Raw genomic sequence first — 21,734 nt, 5'->3', positions numbered from 1 at the left:
GGGAATGTGTCTCACTACGATGGCAACCGCACCGGGTGGCCTTTCCGGTGTCACATTCGTCGAAAGGAATCCCGTGCTGCGCACCCACTTGGCTGGTTCGCTGCGAAGCGAGCACGCCGGTCAGACCGTCACCCTCACCGGTTGGGTGGCCCGGCGACGTGACCATGGTGGCGTGATCTTCATCGATCTGCGCGATGCGTCGGGTGTGGCGCAGGCGGTGTTCCGCGAGGGCGAGCCCGCCGCGCAGGCACACCGGCTACGCGCCGAGTATTGCGTCCGGGTCACCGGCGTGGTCGAGCTGCGGCCGGACGGTAACGAGAACCCGGAGCTGCCGACCGGCGGCATCGAGGTGAACGTCACCGAGCTCGAGGTGCTCAACGAGAGCGCCCCGCTGCCGTTCCAGCTCGATGAGCAGCCTGGTGACGAGGCCCGCCTCAAGTACCGCTACCTCGACCTGCGTCGTGAGACGCCGGGTAAGGCCATTCGCCTGCGGTCGAAGGTCAACGCCGCCGCCCGCGCGGTGCTGGCTTCCCACGAGTTCATCGAGGTGGAGACCCCGACGCTGACCCGCTCGACGCCCGAAGGCGCTCGCGACTTCGTGGTGCCCGCGCGTTTGCAGCCCGGCAGCTTCTACGCACTGCCGCAGAGCCCGCAGCTGTTCAAGCAGCTGCTCATGGTCGGTGGGATCGAGCGGTACTACCAGATCGCCCGCTGCTACCGCGACGAGGATTTCCGCGCCGATCGTCAGCCCGAGTTCACCCAGCTCGACCTCGAGATGAGCTTCGTGCGCCAGGAGGACGTGATCCTGGTCGCCGAGGAGATCCTGGCGGCGCTGTGGCAGCTGGTCGGCTACGAGATCCCCTTCCCGATTCCACACATGACCTACGCGGAGGCGATGCGTCGCTTCGGTAGCGACAAGCCGGATCTGCGGTTCGGTGTCGAGATCACCGAGTGCGCGGAGTACTTCAAGGACACGCCTTTCCGGGTCTTCCAGGCCGAGTACGTCGGCGCGGTCGTGATGCCGGGCGGTGCGAGCCAGCCGCGGCGTCAGCTCGACGCATGGCAGGAATGGGCCAAGCAACGCGGCGCGAAGGGCCTGGCGTATGTGCTAGTGCAGGAGGACGGCACGCTCGGCGGTCCGGTCGCCAAGAACCTCAGCGAGTCCGAGCGCGATGGCCTCGCCAAGCACGTCGGCGCAGAGCCTGGTGACTGTGTGTTCTTCGCGGCCGGTCCGGCCAAGGCACAGCGCGCGCTGCTCGGTGCGGCTCGCGGGGAGATCGCCCGCAAGGTCGGCCTGATCGACGAGAACGCGTGGGCCTTCGTCTGGATCGTGGACGCGCCGATGTTCGAGCCGACGGCCGATGCGACCGCGAGCGGCGATGTGGCGCTGGGTTATTCGGCCTGGACGGCCGTGCATCACGCGTTCACCTCGCCGAAGCCGGAGTCTATCGACACCTTCGACACCGATCCCGGCTCCGCGCTCGCCTACGCCTACGACATCGTCTGTAACGGCAACGAAATCGGCGGCGGCAGCATCCGTATTCACCGCAGGGATGTCCAGGAGCGGGTCTTCAAGGTGATGGGCATCAGCCATGAGGAGGCGCAGGAGAAGTTCGGATTCTTGTTGGATGCCTTCGCTTTCGGCGCGCCCCCGCACGGCGGTATCGCCTTCGGCTGGGACCGCATCACTGCGCTGCTCGCCGGGCTCGACTCGATCCGCGAGGTGATCGCCTTCCCGAAGACCGGCGGCGGCGTCGACCCGCTGACCGACGCGCCCGCGCCGATCACCCCGCAGCAGCGCAAGGAAGCCGGGCTCGACTTCAAACCGGAGAAGAAGAAGGCCCCGGAGGCGAAGGGCGACGATGCCACGGGCGAGCGCACCGCGGAGTAGTCCGCCTACTGCCCTTCAGCTGGTGCCCGTCACGGACTCAGCGGGTACTTCTCGCGTCGAGAAGGCAGGATTGCCGGATCTGCCGGGAAGTGCCCGCAGTGGTCGGACCGAAACCAACCCCTGAACGGCATCGCCGACGTGGGGGGTTGCGGACCGTATCGGGGAATGGCGGGCTCGACGGCACAGGCGGTACCTTCTGGTCAGTTTTCGATGTCGTTCGATCGACGCTGACCACAAGGGGATCCATTGCTGCACTTGCGTATGATCAGCCCACCCGATGTGACCGACAAGGTGATGTCGGTGCTGGCCGCGGATCCGGGCGTTACGCATGTGACGCTGGCGCGGGGTATCGCCGTCGAGCCTGCGGGGGATCTGGTGCAGGCCGATGTCGCGCGTGAGGCGGCCAACGATGTGCTGGCCGACCTCACCTCGCTCGGCATCACCCATTCCGGCGGCATCACTCTCGGACCAGTGGAGACCGTGCTCTCCGATGCCGGGGAGCGCGCGATCACGGAGGCGCCGGGCGATCCGACCGATGCGGTGGTGTGGGAGGAGCTGCTCAACCAGGTGCATGAGGAGTCGTCGCTAAACTCCACCTTCGTCGCCTTCCTCACCATCGCCTGTCTGCTCGCAGCCGTTGGTGTGGCGACGGACTCGCCGGTGACGATCGTCGGTGCGATGGTCGTCGGCCCGGAGTTCGGGCCGCTGGCGGCGTTCGCAGTGGGGTTGGTGCGTCGTGATTTTCGGCTCGCGCGCCGTTCGGCGCTCGCGCTGGCGATCGGGTTCCCGGTGGCAATGCTGTTCACTCTGGCGGCGACGCTGGCCTGGGAGCAGTTCGGCTGGATCGACCTCGCAGGCATCGAGGACATCAAGAACGTCGACTTCATCTACGAGGTCGGTCCGTTTTCGCTCGTCGTCGCGCTGCTCGCCGGTGGGGCGGGGATGCTTTCGTTGGTCACCGCGAAATCGGCCGCTCTTATCGGGGTGTTCATTTCGGTGACGACGGTGCCTGCGGCCGGATTCGCCGTGGTCGCGGCCACCATGGGGGAATGGCGCATCGCGTTCATGTCGGCCGGCCAGCTGGCGGTGAATCTGGCGGGCATCGTGGTGGCCGGGGTGATCGTGCTGGAGATGCGCCCTCGCGCAGGCAGCGAGGGCGGACCAATATCGCGCTTCAAGCAGTGGGTCGGAATGCGGTCGCTGGTCGGCTAGCGACCGCACGCTCCAGTTTTCAGAGCGGCGCGACCATGCCGCCGGTCAGGGTGCGGTAGGCGAAGGTCACCGCGATAGTTGCCACCGGCGCGGCAACGAACAAACCGAGACCGCACAGAATCGTGCCGACGACGGTCAGCACCACGACCGCGAGAGCGAGCAACAGCACCGGCCCGGCATTGGTGACAACAAGGGTGGCGCTGGCCTTGATCGCGGCAAACGGGCCCAGATCCTGATCCACGACATAGTGCAGCGCGAACATGCACAGGAACCCGGCGATGAGCCCCGGCAGGACACACAGCGCGAAACCGATCCCCGTGAGCACGAACGCCAGCAGTGCGGTCAGCAGCACATTGCCCGCGTTCACGAAGTGGAAGTACGACCCGAAAACCGGTTTGTAGCCGTCGGTTTCGTACAACGCGCCACGGACGAGCGCGGCCTGGAGCAGCCAGATCCCAACCATCACGGCCAGGAAGATCAGCAGCACGGGCAGCATCGACGTCGGATTCGTGATCCGGACGACGAGGACGAACGCGAGATAGATGAGTACGCCGACCGCGGTGGTGCCGAGCCACGGCAGCGGATTCGCCCGGAACCTCTCCCAGCCGTAGCTCAACGCGTTGCCGACATCGAGACTGCGGGGAACGTTGTCAGCGGCTTGATAGCCGTAGGTCGGCAGCGGGCCGCCGGGCGGTGGCGGCATGATGCTGGGCGGTGGCGGTGTTGCGCCGGGGTAGGGCTGCATCCCGGGCGGCGGCATCATGCCGGGCTGGGGACCCGCCGGACCGGTCCCCGGCGGACCGTAGGTCGGCTGGTGCGGCGCAGGCGGTTGTCGAGGGGGCGGGGCCTGCGGCATCGGAGCCACCGCGGGCGGTGGCTCCACCGGTTCGCTGCCGTACTGTGCCGCGCCCGGGCCCTCGAACTGCGGGTACCCGGCAGGACCCGCCATCTCGTGGCGGCCGTGCTCGGTGCCGGTGCCGGTGCCGGTGCTCGGCGACTGCGGGTCGGAGCTTTCGTGCTGACCCTGCGCGGCGAACTTCTCGCCACCGCTGTGCTCGGGAGACTCGCCAGCTGGATCGTTCGGTGTGGATGACGGTGTGTCGGCCATTGTCGTAGACCTTTCGACGCAACTGGTTTGCGGTGTGGCGCACGGCAGTTGACGATGAGAAAACCGGACGCGCGCAATGGTGTCAAGCAAGGAGCGCCCGTTCCGCAACCTCGACCGAGACACGCCGAACGACGCGGAAAGGTTGTGTAACTGCTCGCTAGAAGTGACCCGGTGCGAGTAGCTTGAATGGCGATGACCGCACTATTGGCCGAACGCGCCGCCGAAGTCGTGTCCGCAGCGCAACAGTTGCTTACCAAGCGAATGGGTGCTCCGGTGAAGCTGAGCGATCCGATCGAGCTCAGCGGCAGTGGCAGGACAACAGTCCTACGCGTACGTGTTTCAGAGAACGCCTTTTCGTTGCCACGGACGCTGATTGTCAAGCAGGTCCGTGGCTCCGCAGAGGATCGCCGCACCGGAGGGCTAGCGCCCGGTGTGGCCAGCATCGACTCCGCATTCCTGCGCGAAGCGGTGTCCTACCAGTTCACGACTGCGCTCAGTCGCGAGCAACGACCCGGCGCGTACCTGATAGCGCACAGCCTGCCCGACCGGTTGCTCATCCTCAGCGACCTCGGTGACAACGCCAGCATCACCGCAGTCCTGCAGTCCGGCTCGGAGCCTGCGACCCGTAACGGGTTGATGGCCTTCGCACAGGCGCTCGGCAGAATGCATGCGGCAACTGTTGGGCGCGAGGCGGATTTCGTCGCGCTGCTGCGCCGCGTCGATGTGGTGCACCGGGTCGACGGCATCGCGCAGCAGGCCGAGGCCGCAATCTCCGAGGTGCCCGGCATGCTGCAGCGCGAACTCGGCATCGAGGTGCCCGGTGAGATCGCCGAGCGGATCGTGCGTGGTAACCGCCTGTTCTCCGCGGGGCGGTTCCGCGCCTTCAGTCCCTCGGATCTGTGCCCGGACAATGTCATCCTGAACGAGGAGGGCGCGCGGTTCCTCGACTACGAATGGGGCGGTTTCCGTGATGCCACCCTCGACATCGCCTACGCGCTGGTGTCTTTCCCTGGATGCCTGTGCGACTTCGAACTGTCCCGCGAACGCGCACAGCAGATGGTAGAGGCGTGGCGCTCGGAGGTCGTCGGCGTCTGGCAGGCACTGGCCGACGACGACGTGCTCGCCGAGCGCATCCTGGAGGCCCGCCTGATCTGGGTGTGGCTGTCGACCTATTGGTTCCTGCCCGCGGACCATGCCCGCATCGCCGCGGCTCGCGAGCACGGGCTCTCGGTGCCGCGCTCGGAGGCATTGATCAACCGCTGGGCGGCGCTGGCCGAGGACGCCCGCTGCACGGGTGACGATGCTGTCGGCGACTTCGCCGAGGATGTCTCGGCCATGCTCGAAGAGCGCTGGTCCGAGTAGCCGACCGGTCCGAACAGGTCTGGACCGAACAGGATTCATCCGGTGCATGCCGGATTCGATATGTGGGGCATTCGAAGACGGTGCCGTGGTCACGGGTCGAGTTCGGCCGCACGTTTTTCCAGATAGGCGCGTTCGACGGTGTTCTCGGTGAGCAGCAGCGCCCGTTCATAGGCCGTCGCGGCATCTGCGGTGCGGCCGAGCCGGGCGAGGAACGCCGCGCGAGAGGCCTCCAGGTAGCCGTAGGTGGCCAGGGCGGGCTCGGCGGCAAGGTCGTTCAGCAGGGCGAGCGCGCGGCTCGGATTGCCGGAAAGCCCGACCGCCACCGCATAATTCAGGCGGGCCACCGGGGACGGCCACTCCCGAAGCAGCAGAACATACAGACCGGTGATTTCCCGCCAGTCGGTCTGTTCCCAGCTCGGCGCCTCATCGTGCACCGCTGCGATCGCGGCCTGCAGCGTGTACCGGTCGGTATGTGGCAGCGCGTGTTTCACCAATGCGACGCCCTCGGCGATGGCCGCACGGTCCCACCGGGCACGGTCCTGATGTTCGAGGGTGCACAGTTCGCCGTCCGCGGTCACGCGTGCCGCCCTGCGGGCGTCGGTGAGCAGGATCAGTGCCAGCAGACCGGTCATCGACGGATCGTCGGGCACCAGCGCATGCATCATCCGCGCCAATTGCAGTGCGCGCTCGACGAGATCGGCACGGACGAGCGCATCGCCGGACGGCGCGGTGTGGCCGGTGGTGAACAACAGATGGATGACAGCGCAGATGGCGTCGAGGCGTTGCGGCAGTTCCCGCACCGACGGCACCCGATAGGGGATGCCTGCCAGTGCAATCTTCTTCTTGGCGCGCGTGATTCGCGCCGCCATGGTCGACTCGCTGAGCAGGAAGGCGCGTGCGACCTCAGGGGTGGTGATGCCGCAGACCAGGCGCAGGGTGAGCGCCACCTGAGCCTCGCGGGCCAGCGCCGGGTGGCAGCAGGTGCTGATCAGCCGGAGTCGGTCGTCGGGGATATCGGTGGCGGCGTCGACAGCGGCGAGTGCGAGATCGGCTGTGTCGCCTTCGACGTGGTCGGTGACCAGCAGCGGCAGGCTGCGCTGCATGGTCGAATTGCGGCGTAGCAGATCGAGGCCGCGACGCCGGGCGACGGTGGTGAGCCAGGCACCGGGTTTCGCAGGCACGCCGTCGGCCGCCCACTCCGTGAGCGCCTTGGCGTAGGCGTCCTGCACGCACTCCTCGGCCAGATCGAAATCGCGGACCAGCCGCACCGTCGCGGCGAGCACGAAGGCCCATTCGCGACGGTGCGCCTGCTCGACGGCCGCGGCTGCCCGTTCGGCCGCGGGGGTGTGGATCGACATCGACCGCCCGTTCCCTGCCTGCGCTCGGTCTATTCGAAAACCATGATCGGGCGCACCTCGACACCGCCGAATCGGGCGGGCACCTGCTTGGCCAGTGCGATCGCGGCATCCAGATCAGGAGCCTCGAGCAGGTAGTAGCCGCCGAGCGCCTCCTTGGCCTCGCCGAACGGCGCGTCGGTCACGGTGAAATCGCCGTTGTCGTTCTTGCGTATCGAGGTGGCGGTGGGGGTCGGCTGCAGGGCGTTTCCGCCTTGTAGCGCATCGCCCGCGATCTCCTGGAACGTCACGTGGTCCTGGTAGACCGCGCCCATGACTTCCTGTGAGGCGGTCGCGTAGGCATTCTCGTCTTCATAGATCAGCACCAGATACTGGCTCATGACAGCGCTCCTTCGGTGGCGGAACCCGCCGTTCGGGTCCCATACTCATCCCGACGAGCGAGTTCGACGGAAATCGACAACCGTCGGAAAAGAATTCTGCCCCGATTCGTGGTTCGCGTATCGCGACTTGCCAGGTGAATCTCGGCGTGACGGTCGTCATGGCAGCAGTGCCGGACGTGGTTCGATGCGGCCGCCGGAGCGGACGGCGTAGGAGGCGCCGTGGCGGACGCCGGAATTCGGGTCCGCGACATCGGTGAGATAGAACCAGTCCATCTGGGTCTGGTCGGGGTTGACCTCGAGCACGCCGTAGCCGTGCGAATCCAATTCGACGTAGCGCAGGTGGTGGTTGACGCCCTTGATCGACTCTTCCACCGGCACCGCGACCGTGCGTGGTGGCGCCTTCATGATTTCGCCGAGACTCGAGGAGGTGACGGAGGGGACGACGAATTCCGCGCCGACGGTCGGTCCGCCCGGGTAGTTCGCGGCGTCGACGGGCAGGTCTGCGGCCCAGGAGGAGTGGATGTCGCCGGTCAGGAAGACCACATCACCGACCTGCTGGTCGGTGATCGCGCGGAACAGCCGCTGCCGGTCGGCGGTGTAGCCGTCCCACTGGTCGCTGTTGGCCGGAATGCCCGCCTGCGGCACGCCCATCATGGTCGTGACGGCCGCGGTGGTGGACGGCTCCAGGGGCGGGAACACCAACGGTGCGATCATCACCGAGTTGCCGACCAGTTTCCAGCGCACCGGTGCGGACGCCAAACCGGCGGTGAGCCACTCCATTTGCGCCTTGCCGGTGATGGTGCGCGCCGGGTTGTCCATCTCGCGCCAGCCGGCGCCGGGCTTCGACTCCTGATCGCGGTAGCTGCGCAGGTCGAGCATCGACAGTTCGGCGAGGGTGCCGAAACGCAGCCGCCGGTAGATCTGCACGTCGGCGCCGGAGCCGCTGGTGCGGACCGGCATCCACTCCAGGTAGGCGCGGGCCGACGCCGCGCGCCGGTCCTGCCAGTCGCCCTGGAGGGCGGGGTTGTGGTGGCTGGAGCCGCCGGACCAGGAGTTGTCGGCGGCCTCGTGATCGTCCCAGGTGCAGATGAACGGCACGAGCGCATGCAGGGCCATCAGGTCCGGATCGGTCTTGTACTGCGCGTGTCGGATCCGATAGTCGGCCAGCGTGACGATCTCGTTCGCGGGGTCGTGCGGGCGGACCGAGCCGTTGCGGCCGCCGTACTCGCCGCGCCCGTACTCGTAAATGTAGTCGCCGAGGTGCACGATCGCGTCGAGATCGGTACGCGCCGTCAGGTGCCGGTAGGCGCCGAAGTATCCGGCCTCCCAGTTCGCGCAGGAGACCACGCCGAACCGCAGGCGGTCGGGGGTGGCCGAGGCGGCGGGTGCGGTGCAGGTGCGCCCGACCGGTGAGGTCACCCCGAACGCGGTGAAGCGGTAGTAATAGCGGGTGCCGGGTGCGAGCCCACTCACGTCGATCTTGACGGTGTGATCGGAATCCGCTGTGGCCGTGGCGGTTCCGGCTGCGACGAGCGAGGTGAACCGCTCGTCGGCGGCGACTTCCCAGCGCACTGCCGCTGCTTCGCCGACACCAGAACCCGGTGCCGCGGCATCGGATACGGTGACGCGGGTCCACAGGATCACCCCGTCGGGCAGCGGATCGCCGGAGGCAACGCCATGCCGGAACACCGGTTCGGCAGCGCCGCGCGCCGGTGCGGCGACCACCAGCGTGGTGGCGGCGGCCGCTGCTGCAGCGCCACCCTTCAGCAGGGTGCGCCGGGCGAGGGATCCGGGGGAGCCGGGGTGTGAAACGACCGTGTTTTCAGCCACGGGTAGTGATCACATCCGATGTCCGGTCGACACGCAAATCGGACCGCCCGACGTCACAGTGAACATCGAGGAAACGGCTGCGCTGCGGCGTTGTCGGTGCGTCTCGGTAACCTGCTCAGCGTGAGCGAAGGCCTGTTCGACGTGCCCGGCGATGCCGCGCCGACGGAGCACACCATCGATAGAGTGGTGCGCCGCGATGCGGGCGCCCCGCTTGCTGTGCGGATGCGGCCCGCCGCGCTGGACGAAGTGGTCGGCCAGCAGCATCTGCTCGGCCCGGGGTCACCGCTGCGGCGGTTGATCGAGGGTTCGGGCGCGGCGTCGGTGCTGCTGTATGGGCCTCCGGGCACCGGGAAGACCACCCTCGCCTCGCTGATTTCGCAGTCCACCGGCCGGCGCTTCGAGGCCTTGTCGGCCTTGTCGGCCGGGGTGAAAGAGGTGCGCGCGGTCATCGACGTGGCGCGCCGCAGGCTCACTGCGGGCGAGCAGACCGTGCTGTTCATCGATGAGGTGCACCGCTTCTCCAAGACACAGCAGGATGCACTGCTGGCTGCGGTAGAGAACCGGATCGTGCTGCTGGTCGGCGCGACGACGGAGAATCCGTCCTTCTCGGTGGTATCGCCATTGCTGTCGCGCTCGCTGGTGCTGCAGCTGCAGTCGCTCACCGAGGCCGATATCCGTCTGGTGCTGGAACGCGCAATCGGCGATGAACGCGGCCTCAACGGCGAGTACAAGGTGACCGATGCCGCGCTCGATCACATCGTGCGCATCGCGGGCGGCGACGCCCGCCGTGCCTTGACCGCGCTGGAGGCGTCGGCCGAGTCGTCTCTGGACGGCGCTGTGGACGTGGATCTCGTCGAGGCCAGCGTCGATAAGGCCGCGGTGCGCTACGACCGTGCCGGCGACCAGCACTACGACGTGATCAGCGCCTTCATCAAGTCCATTCGCGGCTCCGATGTGGACGCCGCCCTGCACTACCTGGCGCGCATGCTCAGCGCGGGGGAGGATCCCCGCTTCATCGCCCGCCGTTTGATGATCCACGCCAGCGAAGACATCGGCATGGCCGACCCCACCGCACTGCAGACTGCGGCCGCCGCCGCCCAGGTCGTCCAGCTGGTTGGTCTGCCCGAGGGGCGACTCGCTTTGGCGCAGGCCACGATCCACCTCGCCACCGCCCCGAAATCGGGCGCCGTCATCGCCGCGATCGGCGCGGCCATGGCCGATGTCGCCGCGGGCAAGGCAGGCGCGGTGCCACCACACCTGCGTGACGGCCACTACGCGGGTGCCGCGAAGCTGGGCAACGCCCAGGGCTACAGGTACCCGCACGACAATCCGGATGGTGTTCTCGCGCAACAGTATCCGCCGGACGAACTGGTGGGCATCGACTACTACCACCCGACCGATCACGGCGCGGAGCGTGACATCCAGGCTCGGGTGGGCCGGCTCCGGCGGATCGTGCGGGGTATGCGCACAGGCAAACGAGGCTAGGCACACGGTGGGCGCCGGCCTCGTCGTCGTGCCACGACCACCCGCGCGCCCCTGCCCGATCCAGGGCGGTGTCGATCTCGCGGACCCGGCCGCTCACGTCGCGGTGGCGACGATAGTCGCAGCGCTGATGCCTGGTGACCCTGCTCTGCATCCAGGGCCGCGCCACCACAGACATCGCCAGGGCGCTCGGCGCATCCGCCTACACCGTCCAGGATCACCTCGAGTCGATCTTCGACAAGACCGCGGCCCGCATCCGTGGCGAACTCGTCGGCCAGGTATTCCTGGAGCATGACGCCCCGCGAGCCGGTCACCGACCCACCCGCGGGCTGGTGGGTGAAGGGCATTGCGACATCGCCGACCGCGAGCCCCGCTGGACAGGGCCCGTCTCGACTTCACGTACTCCGCGCCGGTACTCTGCGCGCAAACTCTCGAACCGCTGCACTGCGCCGATTCGCCATGGCGATCATGCAGGTCTACCGCCTAGAGGCGATGATCAGCGCGTTCGATGCAGCGGTATCAGCGTCCGACGAGGCGCGTGAGGTGTGATGAAGTGGTAGGCCGCGCTGGACCTGGTCGAACGCCGACGGGGTGGCCGGTTCGCCGGGATCGGCGGATGGTGGTGCGGACCACCCCGGTCCCTGAAAATTCGGATGCGGCACACCGGTAGGCTGGATACCTGTGCAGACCCACGAGATTCGACGGCGCTTCCTGGACCATTTCGTCCGTGCCGGCCATACCGAGGTGCCGAGTGCCTCGCTGATCCTGGCCGACCCGAACCTGCTGTTCGTCAACGCAGGCATGGTGCAGTTCGTTCCGTTCTTCCTCGGTCAGCAGACCCCGCCCTACGCGACCGCGACCAGCGTCCAGAAGTGCGTGCGCACCGGTGACATCGAAAACGTCGGCGTCACCACCCGGCACAACACCTTCTTCCAGATGGCGGGCAACTTCAGCTTCGGCGACTACTTCAAGCGCGAGGCGATCACCTTCGCCTGGTCGCTGCTGACCAGCAGCGTCGAGGACGGCGGCTACGGCTTCGATCCGCAACGCCTGTGGGCTACCGTCTATCTCGACGACGACGAGGCGGAGCAGATCTGGCTCGAGGTCGGCGTGCCCGTCGAGCGCATCCAGCGCCGCGGCATGGCCGACAACTACTGGTCGATGGGCATCCCCGGCCCGTGCGGCCCGTGCTCGGAGATCTACTTCGACCGCGGCCCCGAATACGGCATCGAGGGCGGTCCCGAGGCCGACGAGGACCGCTATCTCGAAATCTGGAACCTCGTGTTCATGCAGAACGAGCGCGGGGCGGGCACCGGCAAGGACAACTTCGAGATCCTCGGCCCGCTGCCCAAGAAGAACATTGATACCGGTATGGGTGTCGAGCGCGTCGCGTTCCTGCTGCAGGGCGTGGACAACGTGTACGAGACCGATCTGCTGCGCCCGATCATCGACAAGGCCGAGGAACTGACCGGCCGGTCCTATGGCGTCACGCATGAGGACGACGTGCGCTTCCGCGTGATCGCCGACCACGCCCGCACCGGCGCCATGTTGATCGCCGACGGCGTCAACCCCGGCAACGACGGCCGCGGCTACGTGCTGCGCAGGCTGCTGCGCCGGATCGTGCGCTCGGCTCGGCTGCTCGGCGCGGAGAAGCCGGTCATGGGCGATTTCATGAAGGTCGTCAGCGACCTGATGTCCCCGTCCTACCCGGAGCTCGCCACCGATTTCCGCCGCATCGAGACCGTCGCGGTCGGCGAGGAGACGGCGTTCCTCAAGACGCTGAACACCGGCTCGACCCTGTTCGACAACACGGCCGCGGCCGTGAAGGCCAAGGGCAGCAACACCATTGCGGGCTCGGATGCCTTCACCCTGCATGACACCTACGGTTTCCCGATCGACCTCACCCTGGAGATGGCCGCCGAGGCCGGCCTCGCGGTGGACGAGGACGGATTCCGCTCGCTGATGGCCGAGCAGCGCAAGCGCGCCAAGGACGATGCGCAGGCCCGCAAGCACGCGCACGCCGATCTGTCGGTCTACAAGGAACTCGTCGACCGTGGCGCCACCGAGTTCACCGGCTTCGACGAGCTGACCTCCGAGGCGCACGTGCTGGCGTTGATCGCCGACGGCGTCCGGGTTCCCGTCGCCACGGTCGGGCAGGACGTCGAGGTGATTCTCGATCGCAGCCCGCTGTACGCGGAGTCCGGTGGCCAGATCGCCGACCGCGGCTCGATCACCGCCGCCGGGGTGAAGCTGCGCGTGAACGATGTGCAGAAGATCGCCAAGAAGCTGTGGGTGCACAAGACCACCGTCGAGCAGGGCCAGCTCACCGAGGGCGATGTCGTGCTCGCGCAGGCCGATCCGGCCTGGCGGCGTGGCGCCACTCAGGGCCACTCCGGCACGCACATGGTGCACGCCGCGCTACGCCAGATCCTCGGCCCGAACGCGGTGCAGGCGGGCTCGCTGAACAAGCCCGGCTACCTGCGCTTCGACTTCAATTGGCAGGGGCAGCTTTCCGAGCAGCAGAAGAACGACATCGAGGCCGTGTCCAACGACGCGGTCGGCGCGGACTTCCCGGTGAACACCTTCGTCACCGACCTGACCAAGGCCAAGCAAATGGGCGCGATGGCGCTGTTCGGCGAGAACTACGGTGACGAAGTGCGCGTCGTGGAGATCGGGGGTCCGTTCTCGATGGAGCTGTGCGGTGGCACCCACGTGCAGCATTCCTCGCAGATCGGCCCGATCACGTTGCTCGGTGAGTCGTCGGTCGGTTCCGGTGTGCGTCGAGTCGAGGCGTTCGTCGGCCTCGACTCCTACAAGTACCTGGCCAAGGAGCGGGCGTTGCTCGCCGGTGTGGCGTCGTCGCTGAAGGTGCCGTCGGAAGAGGTGCCGGGTCGCGTCGAGCAGCTGGTGGAGCGGTTGAAGACGGCCGAGAAGGAACTCGAGCGCACCAAGGTCGCTGCGGTGCTGTCCGCTGCGGGCAAGTTCGTCGAAGAGGCCGAGCGGATCGGCAGCGTGCTGCTGGTCGCCGCCACGGCACCCGAGGGCGTCACCGCGGGCGATCTGCGCACGCTCGCCACCGATATCCGTGGCCGATTCGGCAGCAGCCCGGCCATCGTGGTGCTGCTCGGCAACGCTGATGGCAAGGTGCCGTTCGTGGTGACCGTCAACAAGGCCGCCCAGGATCTCGGCTTCAAGGCGGGCGATCTGGTCGGCAGCTTCGGGCCGAGCATCGCCGGCCGCGGTGGCGGCAAGCCCGAGATGGCTCAGGGCGCGGGCTCGGATCCCTCGGGTATCGAAGTCGGCCTAGCTTCGGTCCGTGCTCGGGTGGTCGAACTCGCCGGGTGATGACCGACTCGGAGAGTCCCGGCGCCGAGCGGCCCGACGCGGCGACCGATCCCGGTCGCGGTAGGCGTATTGCCGTCGATGTCGGAAGTGTCCGGATCGGCGTCGCCGCCAGCGACCCGGACGGCATCCTCGCCACGCCCGTGGAAACTGTCCCTCGAGCTAAGCCGAATCCCCGCGGCGGCGGTCTGGCACCTGACATAGCCAGAATTGCCGAAATTGTGCGGGAATACGAAGCCGTCGAGGTCATCGTGGGTCTGCCGCGTACATTGCGCGGCGAAAAAGGCTCCGCGGCCACCCTGGCGATGGCGTTCGCGGATCATTTGCGGACCACGATTGCTCCCGTGCCTATCCGACTTTCCGACGAACGTTTGACTACGGTGTCAGCTGCACGTGCATTGCGGGACAGTGGAGTTCGCGCGCGTGGCCAGCGGCAGGTGATCGATCAGGCGGCGGCCGTATCGATCCTGCAAGGATGGTTGGACGAACGGAGTGCGGTGTTGAGGTCGGTCGAAAACGCGTCTGATGTGCCGCAGCAGCGGCATGGAGCGGTGCGTCCCGCGTCGTCCGGGGACGATGCATGACGGATCGATGGACGCAGGCCGAGGAACGCTTTCGGCAGCGTGAGGTCGAGTCTCGCCGTTATAAGCGAGACGACGCCGCCTGGGCTGCCTACGAGGACGACACGACGGTCATCCCGCGCTACACCGACGAGGAGCCGCTGGAGCCGCCTGCGCAGACCCGTGGCGGTGGCCAGCGCGCGCGCCGCGCCGCGCCGGAGCGTGACGACGAGGACTTGCCGGAGCCACGGCGGCCACGTGGCCGCCGTTCGGAACCCCGCGCCGAGTCGCGGTCGGCGAACTCGCGCGGTGGATCGCGGCGGCGGGGCACCCGTGTCGCGTCACGCAAGGCGGCCGAGCGCAAGCGCCGTCGGCGGAATCTGTGGGCCATCGCAAGCGTGTTCGTGCTGCTGTTCGTCGTCGCCGCGGGCTTCGCAGGCTACAAGTGGGTGAAATCCGCCTTTGGCCCCGCCGAGGACTACGCGGGACCGGCTGGGCCGCTGGTGGTGGTGCAGGTGCAGCCGGGCGACACCTCCAACCAGATCGCGAACGCGATGGTGGCCAAGGGCGTCGTCGCGAGCAGTGCCGCGTTCATCGAAGCGGCCGTGCGGAATTCGAACATGAACGCGGTGCAGCCCGGCTACTACGCGATACCGAGCCACGTTCCCGCCATGCAGGCGGTGACAGCACTGGTCGGCAAGGAGTCGCGCGTCGGCAACCTGGTCGTCTCCGAGGGACGGCTGCTGCACGACCAAAACGATATGAGTACCAGCGGGCGGTATGACGGCATCTACCGCAAGATCGCGGAAGCCAGCTGCATCGGCATCGGTGCCAACCAGAAGTGTGTGACCTACGAACAGCTCGATGCCGCGGGCGCGAGCCTTGACCTTTCCGCGCTCGGGGTGCCCGCGTGGGCGGCACAGGGGGTCAGGGACTGCCCGGACCGGACGAGGCAGCTGGAAGGTCTGATCGCTGCGGGCACATGGGATTTCGATCCCAGCGCCACACCGGAGCAGATCCTTCGGCAATTGGTGACTGCGAGCGCGAGGAGCTATGAATCCACCGGACTGCTGCAGTCCGGCGCCGACACAAAACTGACGCCCTATCAGGCGCTGGTCGCCGCCTCGTTGGTGGAACGCGAGGCGAAACCCCAGGATATGGGCAAGGTGGCACGGGTGATCGTGAACCGGCTGCAGATCGATCAGATGCTGCAGTTCGACTCGACGGTGAATTACTTGCTGGACCGCACCGAGGTGGCGACCACCGATGCCGACCGCGCCCAGAAGACCGCCTGGAATACCTACGCGATGCGGGGCCTGCCCAAGACCCCGATCGCCGCGCCGTCGTTGAACGCGTTGCGTGCCATGGAGAATCCGGACGCGGGGCCGTGGCTGTACTTCGTCACCGTCGACAAGCAGGGTACGACCGTGTTCACCGACGACTATCAGGAGCATCTGCGCCTGATCGCACGGGCGCAGCGCAGCGGCATTCTCGACAGTTCCAAGGACAATGGTGGCCGATAGTCGCAAGGCGGCGGTGCTCGGCAAGCCGATCGCACACTCGCGATCGCCACAGCTGCACCTGGCCGCGTATCGTGCGCTCGGGCTGAACTGGAGCTACGAGCGCATCGAATGTACGGCCGAGCAGCTGCCCGGGTTGGTCGACGGGCTCGGACCGGAATGGGTCGGGCTCTCGGTGACCATGCCGGGTAAGGAGGCCGCGCTCGCTTACGCCGCCGAGCGCACCGAGCGGGCGGTACTGGTCGGCTCGGCCAACACCCTTGTCCGCACCGACGCAGGCTGGCTGGCTGACTGCACCGACGTGGAAGGCGTGCTCGGCGCGCTACGCGGCGGTGGAGTCACCGATGTGGCCGAGGCGGTAGTGCTCGGTGCGGGTGGCACCGCGCGGCCCGCGTTGCTCGCGCTCGCCGAACTCGGCGCGAAGACGGTGACCGTCATCGCCAGGGACGCCGGGCGGGCAAGCGGCATGATCGATCTCGCCGAGCGGCTCGGCATCAACGCGGCGGTGACCAGTTTCGACTCCACCGCACTCGCCGGGCTGTGCGAGCGAGCCGGTGCTGTGGTCAGCACGATCCCGGCTGCGGCGGCCGTGGAGGTCGCAGACGCGGTTGCGCTGGCCCCGGTGGTCCTCGACGCGATCTATAACCCCTGGCCGACCCCCTTGGCCGAGGCGGTGGCGCGCGCAGGACACACGGTGGTCAGCGGTTTGCAGATGCTGCTCAACCAGGCATACGGACAGGTCGAGCTGTTCACCGGCCGTCCGGCACCGCGTGCGGACATGGCGGCGGCATTGGCGAGTGCCGGCTACGAAAACTGATACGGGTTCTAGTTTCACCCTGGTCGGGGTTATGGTGGTCGGCATGAATGCTTGGGTTTTGCGCGCCATCGCGCTCGGTGCGCTGGTTGTTTTCCTGCGTACGGTGCTCGGGTTCGCGATGGTGAATTGGCCGACCTGGGGGGTGTTGATGCGGCTGTTCTGCCTGATCGTTCTGGTGGCTGCCGTTCTGTACTGGGGTGTGCTGGACGGGCGAATGGGCCGGTCGGCCCAGCCCGATCCGGAACGCGGCACCGACCCGGCTCTGGTCTGGCTCGAGGCAGCGGCGGCGGCCGGGCTCGGCAGCGGCCTCGGCGCCTGGATGCTGGACCGGCTCCCCAAGTTCGATCTCGGCGACAACGGCCTGCTCTTCGAACTCACCGCAGCCGCATCGTTCATCGTCCTGCTGATCTTCATCCCCGCCCTCATCGGCGTCGGCGCTGGCCGAGCCCTCTCCGCCCGCGCCGCCAGCAACCAGTTCACGCCCGCTCCCGCTTGACCCGAGCTCGACGCCTGCACGCCAACGCCGTCCCTCCCGTGCAGCTGGAGCATGTTCGTGGGTAATCCGGTGATGCTCTTGTCACTGCCGAGACCTCCGGTATTATCTTGCTGTCCAACACATTTCAACGGGGGGTCGGTGTGGTGTTCATTCGAGTTGGGGTAGCCGCCGCGATGACGATCGCCGCGTCTGCGTTCGTGTTTGCCGGACAGGCTGCGGCACAGGGCGATGGCTGCGCATCAACGCAGCCGCGCTGGGGGTTCCAATGCGTGGGTTCGGCGTCGGGCGTCTCGCTGGCAAACTGTCTGAAGGGCGCGCCGCTCTGGAATGATCGGGCGCAGTGTGTTCCGCGTAATGACGGTAGTGATCGGTACGATCTCTGGGTTCCTTCCAACTGAGATGTCCGTGCGAACCCGATAACCACCTGTCAGTTCGAAAGGGTCAGCCGGGCAGTCAGTGAACTGGTCGACCCTTTGCAGACTCGAGGCTATGGTGTTGACCATGAATGCTTGGGTGTTGCGAGCCACACTCCTCGGTGCGCTGGTTGTCGTGCTGCGTACCGTGCTGGGATTTGCGATGGTGTACTGGCCGACCCAAGGCGGGTGGATGCGGATGCTGGCGCTGGTCGTCCTGCTCGGCGTCATCGCGTTCTGGGGCGTGCTGGATGGTCGCAAGGACCGCGCCGCCCACCCTGACCCCGAGCGCGGCTCCGATCTGACCATCTTGTGGCTGAAGGCTGCGGTGGCCGGTGGCGTCGGCAGCGGCCTCGTCGCCTGGATCCTGGACTGGCTGCCCCGCTTCGACCTCGGTGACAACGGCTTGCTCTTCGAGCTGACCGCCTCGGCCTCGTTCATCGTCCTGCTGATCTTCGTGCCCGCGCTGCTCGGCGTCGCGATCGGCCGCGCGGTGGCGGGCCGCCGCAACGACAATCAATCCACGCCACCCACGGCGCGGCCGACCCCGGCCTGACCCGGGTATCGAGCGACGACAACGGCGCACCTCCTGTGGAGGTGCGCCGTTGTCGTTGTCGCCGGGCGTTTTCCGATTACAGCAGGATCGCGCCGCTACTCGGGCTGCCTTCCTTGGCGATCGCCGAGTACGCGGCGGCGAGCAATGTCGGATCCGGGCCTTCGAGGCGGCCCGGCTTGGCAAGGCCGTCGAGGACGACGAAACGCAGGACGCCGGAACGGGTCTTCTTGTCGGTCTGCATCGCGTCGAGGAGCTGCGGAAGCGCGTCGGCGTCGTAGCTGGTCGGCAGGCCGACGCTCTGCAGGATGGCGCGATGGCGATCGGCGGTGGCGTCGTCGAGACGTCCGGCGAGGCGACCGAGTTCGGCGGCGAAGACCAGGCCCACCGAGACGGCGGCGCCATGCCGCCAGCGGTAGCGCTCGCGGCGCTCGATCGCGTGACCGAGGGTATGGCCGTAGTTGAGGATTTCGCGCAGGCTGGCTTCCTTGAGGTCGGCGGCGACCACGTCCGCCTTCACCTGGATCGCGCGGCGAATCAGCTCGGGGAGCACCTCGCCCTTGGGGTCGAGCGCGGCCTCCGGGTCGGCCTCGACCAGCTCCAGGATCACCGGGTCGGCAATGAAACCGGCCTTGATGATCTCGGCCATGCCTGCGACGATCTCGTTGCGCGGCACTGTTTCCAACGTCACCAGGTCGACCAGTACCGCGGCGGGCTCGTGGAAGGAGCCCACCAGATTCTTGCCCGCCTCGGTGTTGATGCCGGTCTTGCCGCCGACGGCCGCATCGACCATCGCCAGCAGGGTGGTCGGCACATGCACGATATTCACTCCGCGCATCCAGGTGGCCGCGACGAACCCGGCGAGGTCGGTCGCCGCGCCGCCGCCAAGGCTCACCACGACGTCGTTGCGGGTCAGGCCGATGCGTCCGAGCACCTCCCAGCAGAAGCCCGCGACGGCCAGGTCCTTGCCCGACTCGGCGTCCGGGATCTCGATGCGATGCGCGTCGATGCCGGTGTCGGCGAGTGCCTTTCGCACGGCTTCGGCGGTTTCGGCCAGCGGCGGCTGATGGAAGATCGCGACCGTCCGCACGCCGGTGGTCGCGCCGGTGACCGCTTCGACCAGTTCACCGAGCAACCCGCGGCCGATGATCACGGGATAGGGGTCGGCGGTGCGGACCTGGAGACGAGTCGGCTCGGTCATGTGTGCTCCGATTCTGTTCGTGCCGTTTGTTTGATCGCTCGGGCGCGAGCGCGTCGTGCGCGAGCGCGCCGCGACCGGCTGCCCGGTGTCGGTGTGTCGCCGGACGTTTCCGTCGGCGCGGGTGCCGGCTCGGTGTTGTCCTGCTGCTGCGGTTCGCCCTGGGCGGCCCTGCGGCGCGCCGCGGCGCGCGCCCGTGCCGCCCGACGGGCGCGTGACCTGCTGTTGCCCTGCGGATTTCCGGTGCCCGGTGTTTTCTCGCCGCCCGGGGCCGTTTGCTGCGCGGTGCCCCGAGTGGTCGTGCTTTCTGTCCCGGTGGTTGCCGTCGCGTCGGGCTCCGCGTCTTGCGGCAGGACCGACTCCATGCCCAGCTTCGCCATGATCATGCGTACCACGCGTCCAGGGCTACGACCGTCGGTCCGCACCCGGACCGAGGCAACCTCCCGGTACAACGGCCGCCGCTTGCGCATCAGCTCCCGATACTTCGCGCCGGGATCGGCGCCGTTGAGCAGCGGTCGTCCCGTGCTCGCGCCGGTGCGGCGAAGTCCTTCGGCCACACTGATTTCCAGGTAGACCACGGTGCGGTTGCGCAGCAGCGCCCTGGTGTCCTTGGACAGCACGGCACCGCCGCCGAGCGAAACCACCCCGCGCTCGGCCAGGATGGCGCGGCGCACCACCCGTTCCTCGATCTTGCGGAATTCGGGTTCGCCGTCGGTGGCGAAGATCTCGGGGATGGTGCGCCCGGTCTCGCGCTCGATGCCGATGTCGGTGTCGTACAGCTCGACACCGAGTTCCCTCGCGAGCTTGCGGCCGATCGTGGATTTCCCCGCTCCTGGCGGTCCGACCAGCACCACGCGCGGTGCGCGCGGATCGGTCTGGACGATCATTGCGGCACGTGTGGGCGGGCGCTGATGCGCTTGATGTAGCTGGTGATGTTGTCGAGGGTCTCGGTCAGCGAATCGCCGCCGAACTTCTCCAGCGCGGCCTGTGCGACGACCAGCGCCACCATCGACTCGGCGACCACACCCGCGGCGGGCACCGCACACACGTCGGAGCGCTGGTGGATGGCGACGGCTTCCTCGCCGGTGGTCATGTCGACTGTGGCCAGCGCGCGCGGCACCGTCGAGATCGGCTTCATCGCGGCGCGGACCCGTAGCGCCTCGCCGTTGGTCATGCCGCCTTCCAGGCCGCCCGCCCGGTTGGTGGAGCGCAGCACGCCGTCGGGCCCCGGCTTCATCTCGTCGTGTGCCTGGCTGCCGCGTCGGCGTGCGGTCTCGAAACCATCGCCGACCTCGACGCCCTTGATCGCCTGAATGCCCATCAGTGCGGCGGCCAGTCGCGAGTCGAGCCGGTTCTCGCCGCTGATAAAGGAGCCCAACCCGACCGGTAGACCCTCCACGACGACCTCGACGACGCCACCGAGAGTGTCGCCGTCCTTCTTGGCGGCCTCGATCTCCGCGATCATCGCGGCCTCGGCGTCCTTGTCGAACGCGCGCACCGGGCTCTCGTCGATGGCGGCAAGATCTTTCGCGGTGGGCACCAGACCGGTGTTGTTCGCGGCGGCTCCGATGGAGATGACGTGCGAGACGACCTCGACACCGAAGGCTTGCCGCAGGAAGTTGCGGGCGAGCGTGCCCGCCGCGACGCGCGCTGCGGTCTCGCGGGCGCTGGCCCGCTCCAGCACGTTGCGGGCGTCGTCGAAGTTGTACTTGAGCATGCCCGAGTAGTCGGCATGTCCAGGCCGTGGCCGGGTGAGCGGCGCATTGCGTGCCAGATCCGACAGCTCGGTCTCGTCGACGGGGTCGGCGGACATGACAATCGTCCACTTCGGCCACTCGGAGTTGGCGATCTCGACCGCGATCGGTCCACCCATGGTGCGGCCGTGGCGCACACCGCCCACGATGGTGACCTTGTCGGCCTCGAACTTCATTCGCGCGCCGCGCCCGTACCCGAGCCGGCGGCGCGCGAGCTGCGCGGAGATCTCTTCGGATGTCACCTCGACACCGGCCACCATCCCCTCGAGGATGGTGACGAGGGCGGGACCATGGGATTCTCCGGCAGTTATCCAGCGCAACACGTCGTCCATCTTCCCATGTCGGCGCGGGTGCTCCGGCACGCGGCCCGGCGTGATCACGGGCACGCTCGCCCCGGCTGTGACATGGTCGTCGCACCACCTGCCGTCACCGGCCGGGTTGTCGCTGTGAGAGCGCCGCAG

At 67.8% G+C, this 21,734-nt stretch carries 17 protein-coding genes and 1 pseudogene; 11 read left to right on the top strand and 7 right to left on the bottom strand.

Annotated elements, in window-relative coordinates:
• Positions 1 to 73 precede the first annotated feature (73 nt).
• On the top strand, positions 74 to 1,891 hold the full coding sequence (aspS, locus tag ACLMAL_RS31330; RefSeq protein ID WP_406239680.1) for an aspartate--tRNA ligase: 1,818 nt from the start codon (positions 74 to 76) through the stop codon (positions 1,889 to 1,891).
• Positions 1,892 to 2,137: 246 nt separating this feature from the next.
• Positions 2,138 to 3,103 carry a DUF389 domain-containing protein gene (locus ACLMAL_RS31325; protein ID WP_328403147.1) on the top strand — a complete coding sequence of 322 codons (966 nt, stop codon included), beginning with the start codon at positions 2,138 to 2,140 and terminating at the stop codon, positions 3,101 to 3,103.
• Positions 3,104 to 3,122: 19 nt separating this feature from the next.
• Here the strand turns inward: ACLMAL_RS31325 and ACLMAL_RS31320 are convergent, their stop codons facing one another.
• The gene (locus ACLMAL_RS31320; protein WP_412002351.1) at positions 3,123 to 4,211 is read right to left on the bottom strand and encodes a hypothetical protein; all 1,089 of its coding nucleotides are present in this window, start codon (positions 4,209 to 4,211) and stop codon (positions 3,123 to 3,125) included.
• A gap of 192 nt (positions 4,212 to 4,403) precedes the next feature.
• Between ACLMAL_RS31320 and ACLMAL_RS31315 the strand changes: the two genes are divergently transcribed.
• Positions 4,404 to 5,573: a kinase gene (locus ACLMAL_RS31315; RefSeq protein ID WP_328403143.1), complete on the top strand. Its 1,170-nt coding sequence runs from the start codon at positions 4,404 to 4,406 to the stop codon at positions 5,571 to 5,573.
• A gap of 89 nt (positions 5,574 to 5,662) precedes the next feature.
• Here the strand turns inward: ACLMAL_RS31315 and ACLMAL_RS31310 are convergent, their stop codons facing one another.
• From ACLMAL_RS31310 to ACLMAL_RS31300, 3 genes are all read right to left on the bottom strand, one after another.
• Complete coding sequence (locus ACLMAL_RS31310) at positions 5,663 to 6,931, bottom strand: RNA polymerase sigma factor (protein WP_412002350.1); 1,269 nt, start codon at positions 6,929 to 6,931, stop codon at positions 5,663 to 5,665.
• 29 nt (positions 6,932 to 6,960) lie between these two features.
• On the bottom strand, positions 6,961 to 7,308 hold the full coding sequence (locus ACLMAL_RS31305; protein WP_328403139.1) for a YciI family protein: 348 nt from the start codon (positions 7,306 to 7,308) through the stop codon (positions 6,961 to 6,963).
• A 156-nt stretch (positions 7,309 to 7,464) separates the two neighbouring features.
• On the bottom strand, positions 7,465 to 9,138 hold the full coding sequence (locus tag ACLMAL_RS31300) for an alkaline phosphatase D family protein (RefSeq protein ID WP_412002349.1): 1,674 nt from the start codon (positions 9,136 to 9,138) through the stop codon (positions 7,465 to 7,467).
• 141 nt (positions 9,139 to 9,279) lie between these two features.
• Between ACLMAL_RS31300 and ACLMAL_RS31295 the strand changes: the two genes are divergently transcribed.
• The 8 genes from ACLMAL_RS31295 (at position 9,280) to ACLMAL_RS31260 (ending at position 18,324) form a co-directional block, all read left to right on the top strand.
• Positions 9,280 to 10,623, top strand: a complete 1,344-nt coding sequence (locus ACLMAL_RS31295; RefSeq protein WP_412002367.1) for a replication-associated recombination protein A — start codon at positions 9,280 to 9,282, stop codon at positions 10,621 to 10,623.
• 288 nt (positions 10,624 to 10,911) lie between these two features.
• Entirely contained in the window at positions 10,912 to 11,169 is a 258-nt protein-coding gene (locus tag ACLMAL_RS31290) for a hypothetical protein (RefSeq protein ID WP_412002348.1), read from the top strand.
• 132 nt (positions 11,170 to 11,301) lie between these two features.
• Entirely contained in the window at positions 11,302 to 13,965 is a 2,664-nt protein-coding gene (gene alaS / locus ACLMAL_RS31285; RefSeq protein ID WP_412002347.1) for an alanine--tRNA ligase, read from the top strand.
• Positions 13,965 to 14,546: a Holliday junction resolvase RuvX gene (ruvX, locus tag ACLMAL_RS31280; RefSeq protein ID WP_328403131.1), complete on the top strand. Its 582-nt coding sequence runs from the start codon at positions 13,965 to 13,967 to the stop codon at positions 14,544 to 14,546. The genes alaS and ruvX overlap by 1 nt, the downstream gene beginning before the upstream one ends.
• Positions 14,543 to 16,045, top strand: coding sequence for an endolytic transglycosylase MltG (locus ACLMAL_RS31275; protein ID WP_412002346.1), 1,503 nt, complete (start codon positions 14,543 to 14,545; stop codon positions 16,043 to 16,045). The genes ruvX and ACLMAL_RS31275 overlap by 4 nt, the downstream gene beginning before the upstream one ends.
• Positions 16,032 to 16,859, top strand: a complete 828-nt coding sequence (locus ACLMAL_RS31270; RefSeq protein ID WP_412002345.1) for a shikimate dehydrogenase — start codon at positions 16,032 to 16,034, stop codon at positions 16,857 to 16,859. The genes ACLMAL_RS31275 and ACLMAL_RS31270 overlap by 14 nt, the downstream gene beginning before the upstream one ends.
• Before the next feature lie 43 nt (positions 16,860 to 16,902).
• Complete coding sequence (locus ACLMAL_RS31265; protein ID WP_412002344.1) at positions 16,903 to 17,355, top strand: B-4DMT family transporter; 453 nt, start codon at positions 16,903 to 16,905, stop codon at positions 17,353 to 17,355.
• Between the two features lie 501 nt (positions 17,356 to 17,856).
• Positions 17,857 to 18,324: a B-4DMT family transporter gene (locus ACLMAL_RS31260; protein WP_412002343.1), complete on the top strand. Its 468-nt coding sequence runs from the start codon at positions 17,857 to 17,859 to the stop codon at positions 18,322 to 18,324.
• A gap of 76 nt (positions 18,325 to 18,400) precedes the next feature.
• Here ACLMAL_RS31260 and aroB read toward each other — a convergent pair whose 3' ends face one another.
• From aroB to aroC, 3 genes and pseudogenes are all read right to left on the bottom strand, one after another.
• Positions 18,401 to 19,522, bottom strand: coding sequence for a 3-dehydroquinate synthase (gene aroB, locus ACLMAL_RS31255; RefSeq protein WP_406231098.1), 1,122 nt, complete (start codon positions 19,520 to 19,522; stop codon positions 18,401 to 18,403).
• Positions 19,523 to 19,887: 365 nt separating this feature from the next.
• Positions 19,888 to 20,406, bottom strand: a pseudogene (locus ACLMAL_RS31250) (shikimate kinase); the annotation flags it as partial.
• Positions 20,403 to 21,596, bottom strand: a complete 1,194-nt coding sequence (gene aroC, locus ACLMAL_RS31245; protein ID WP_412002366.1) for a chorismate synthase — start codon at positions 21,594 to 21,596, stop codon at positions 20,403 to 20,405. The gene aroC and the pseudogene ACLMAL_RS31250, both read right to left, overlap by 4 nt.
• Positions 21,597 to 21,734 lie beyond the last annotated feature (138 nt).

The organism is Nocardia sp. CWNU-33 (genome assembly GCF_046764895.1).
Lineage (GTDB): Bacteria > Actinomycetota > Actinomycetes > Mycobacteriales > Mycobacteriaceae > Nocardia.
This window is presented reverse-complemented; position numbering and strand designations above follow the sequence as displayed.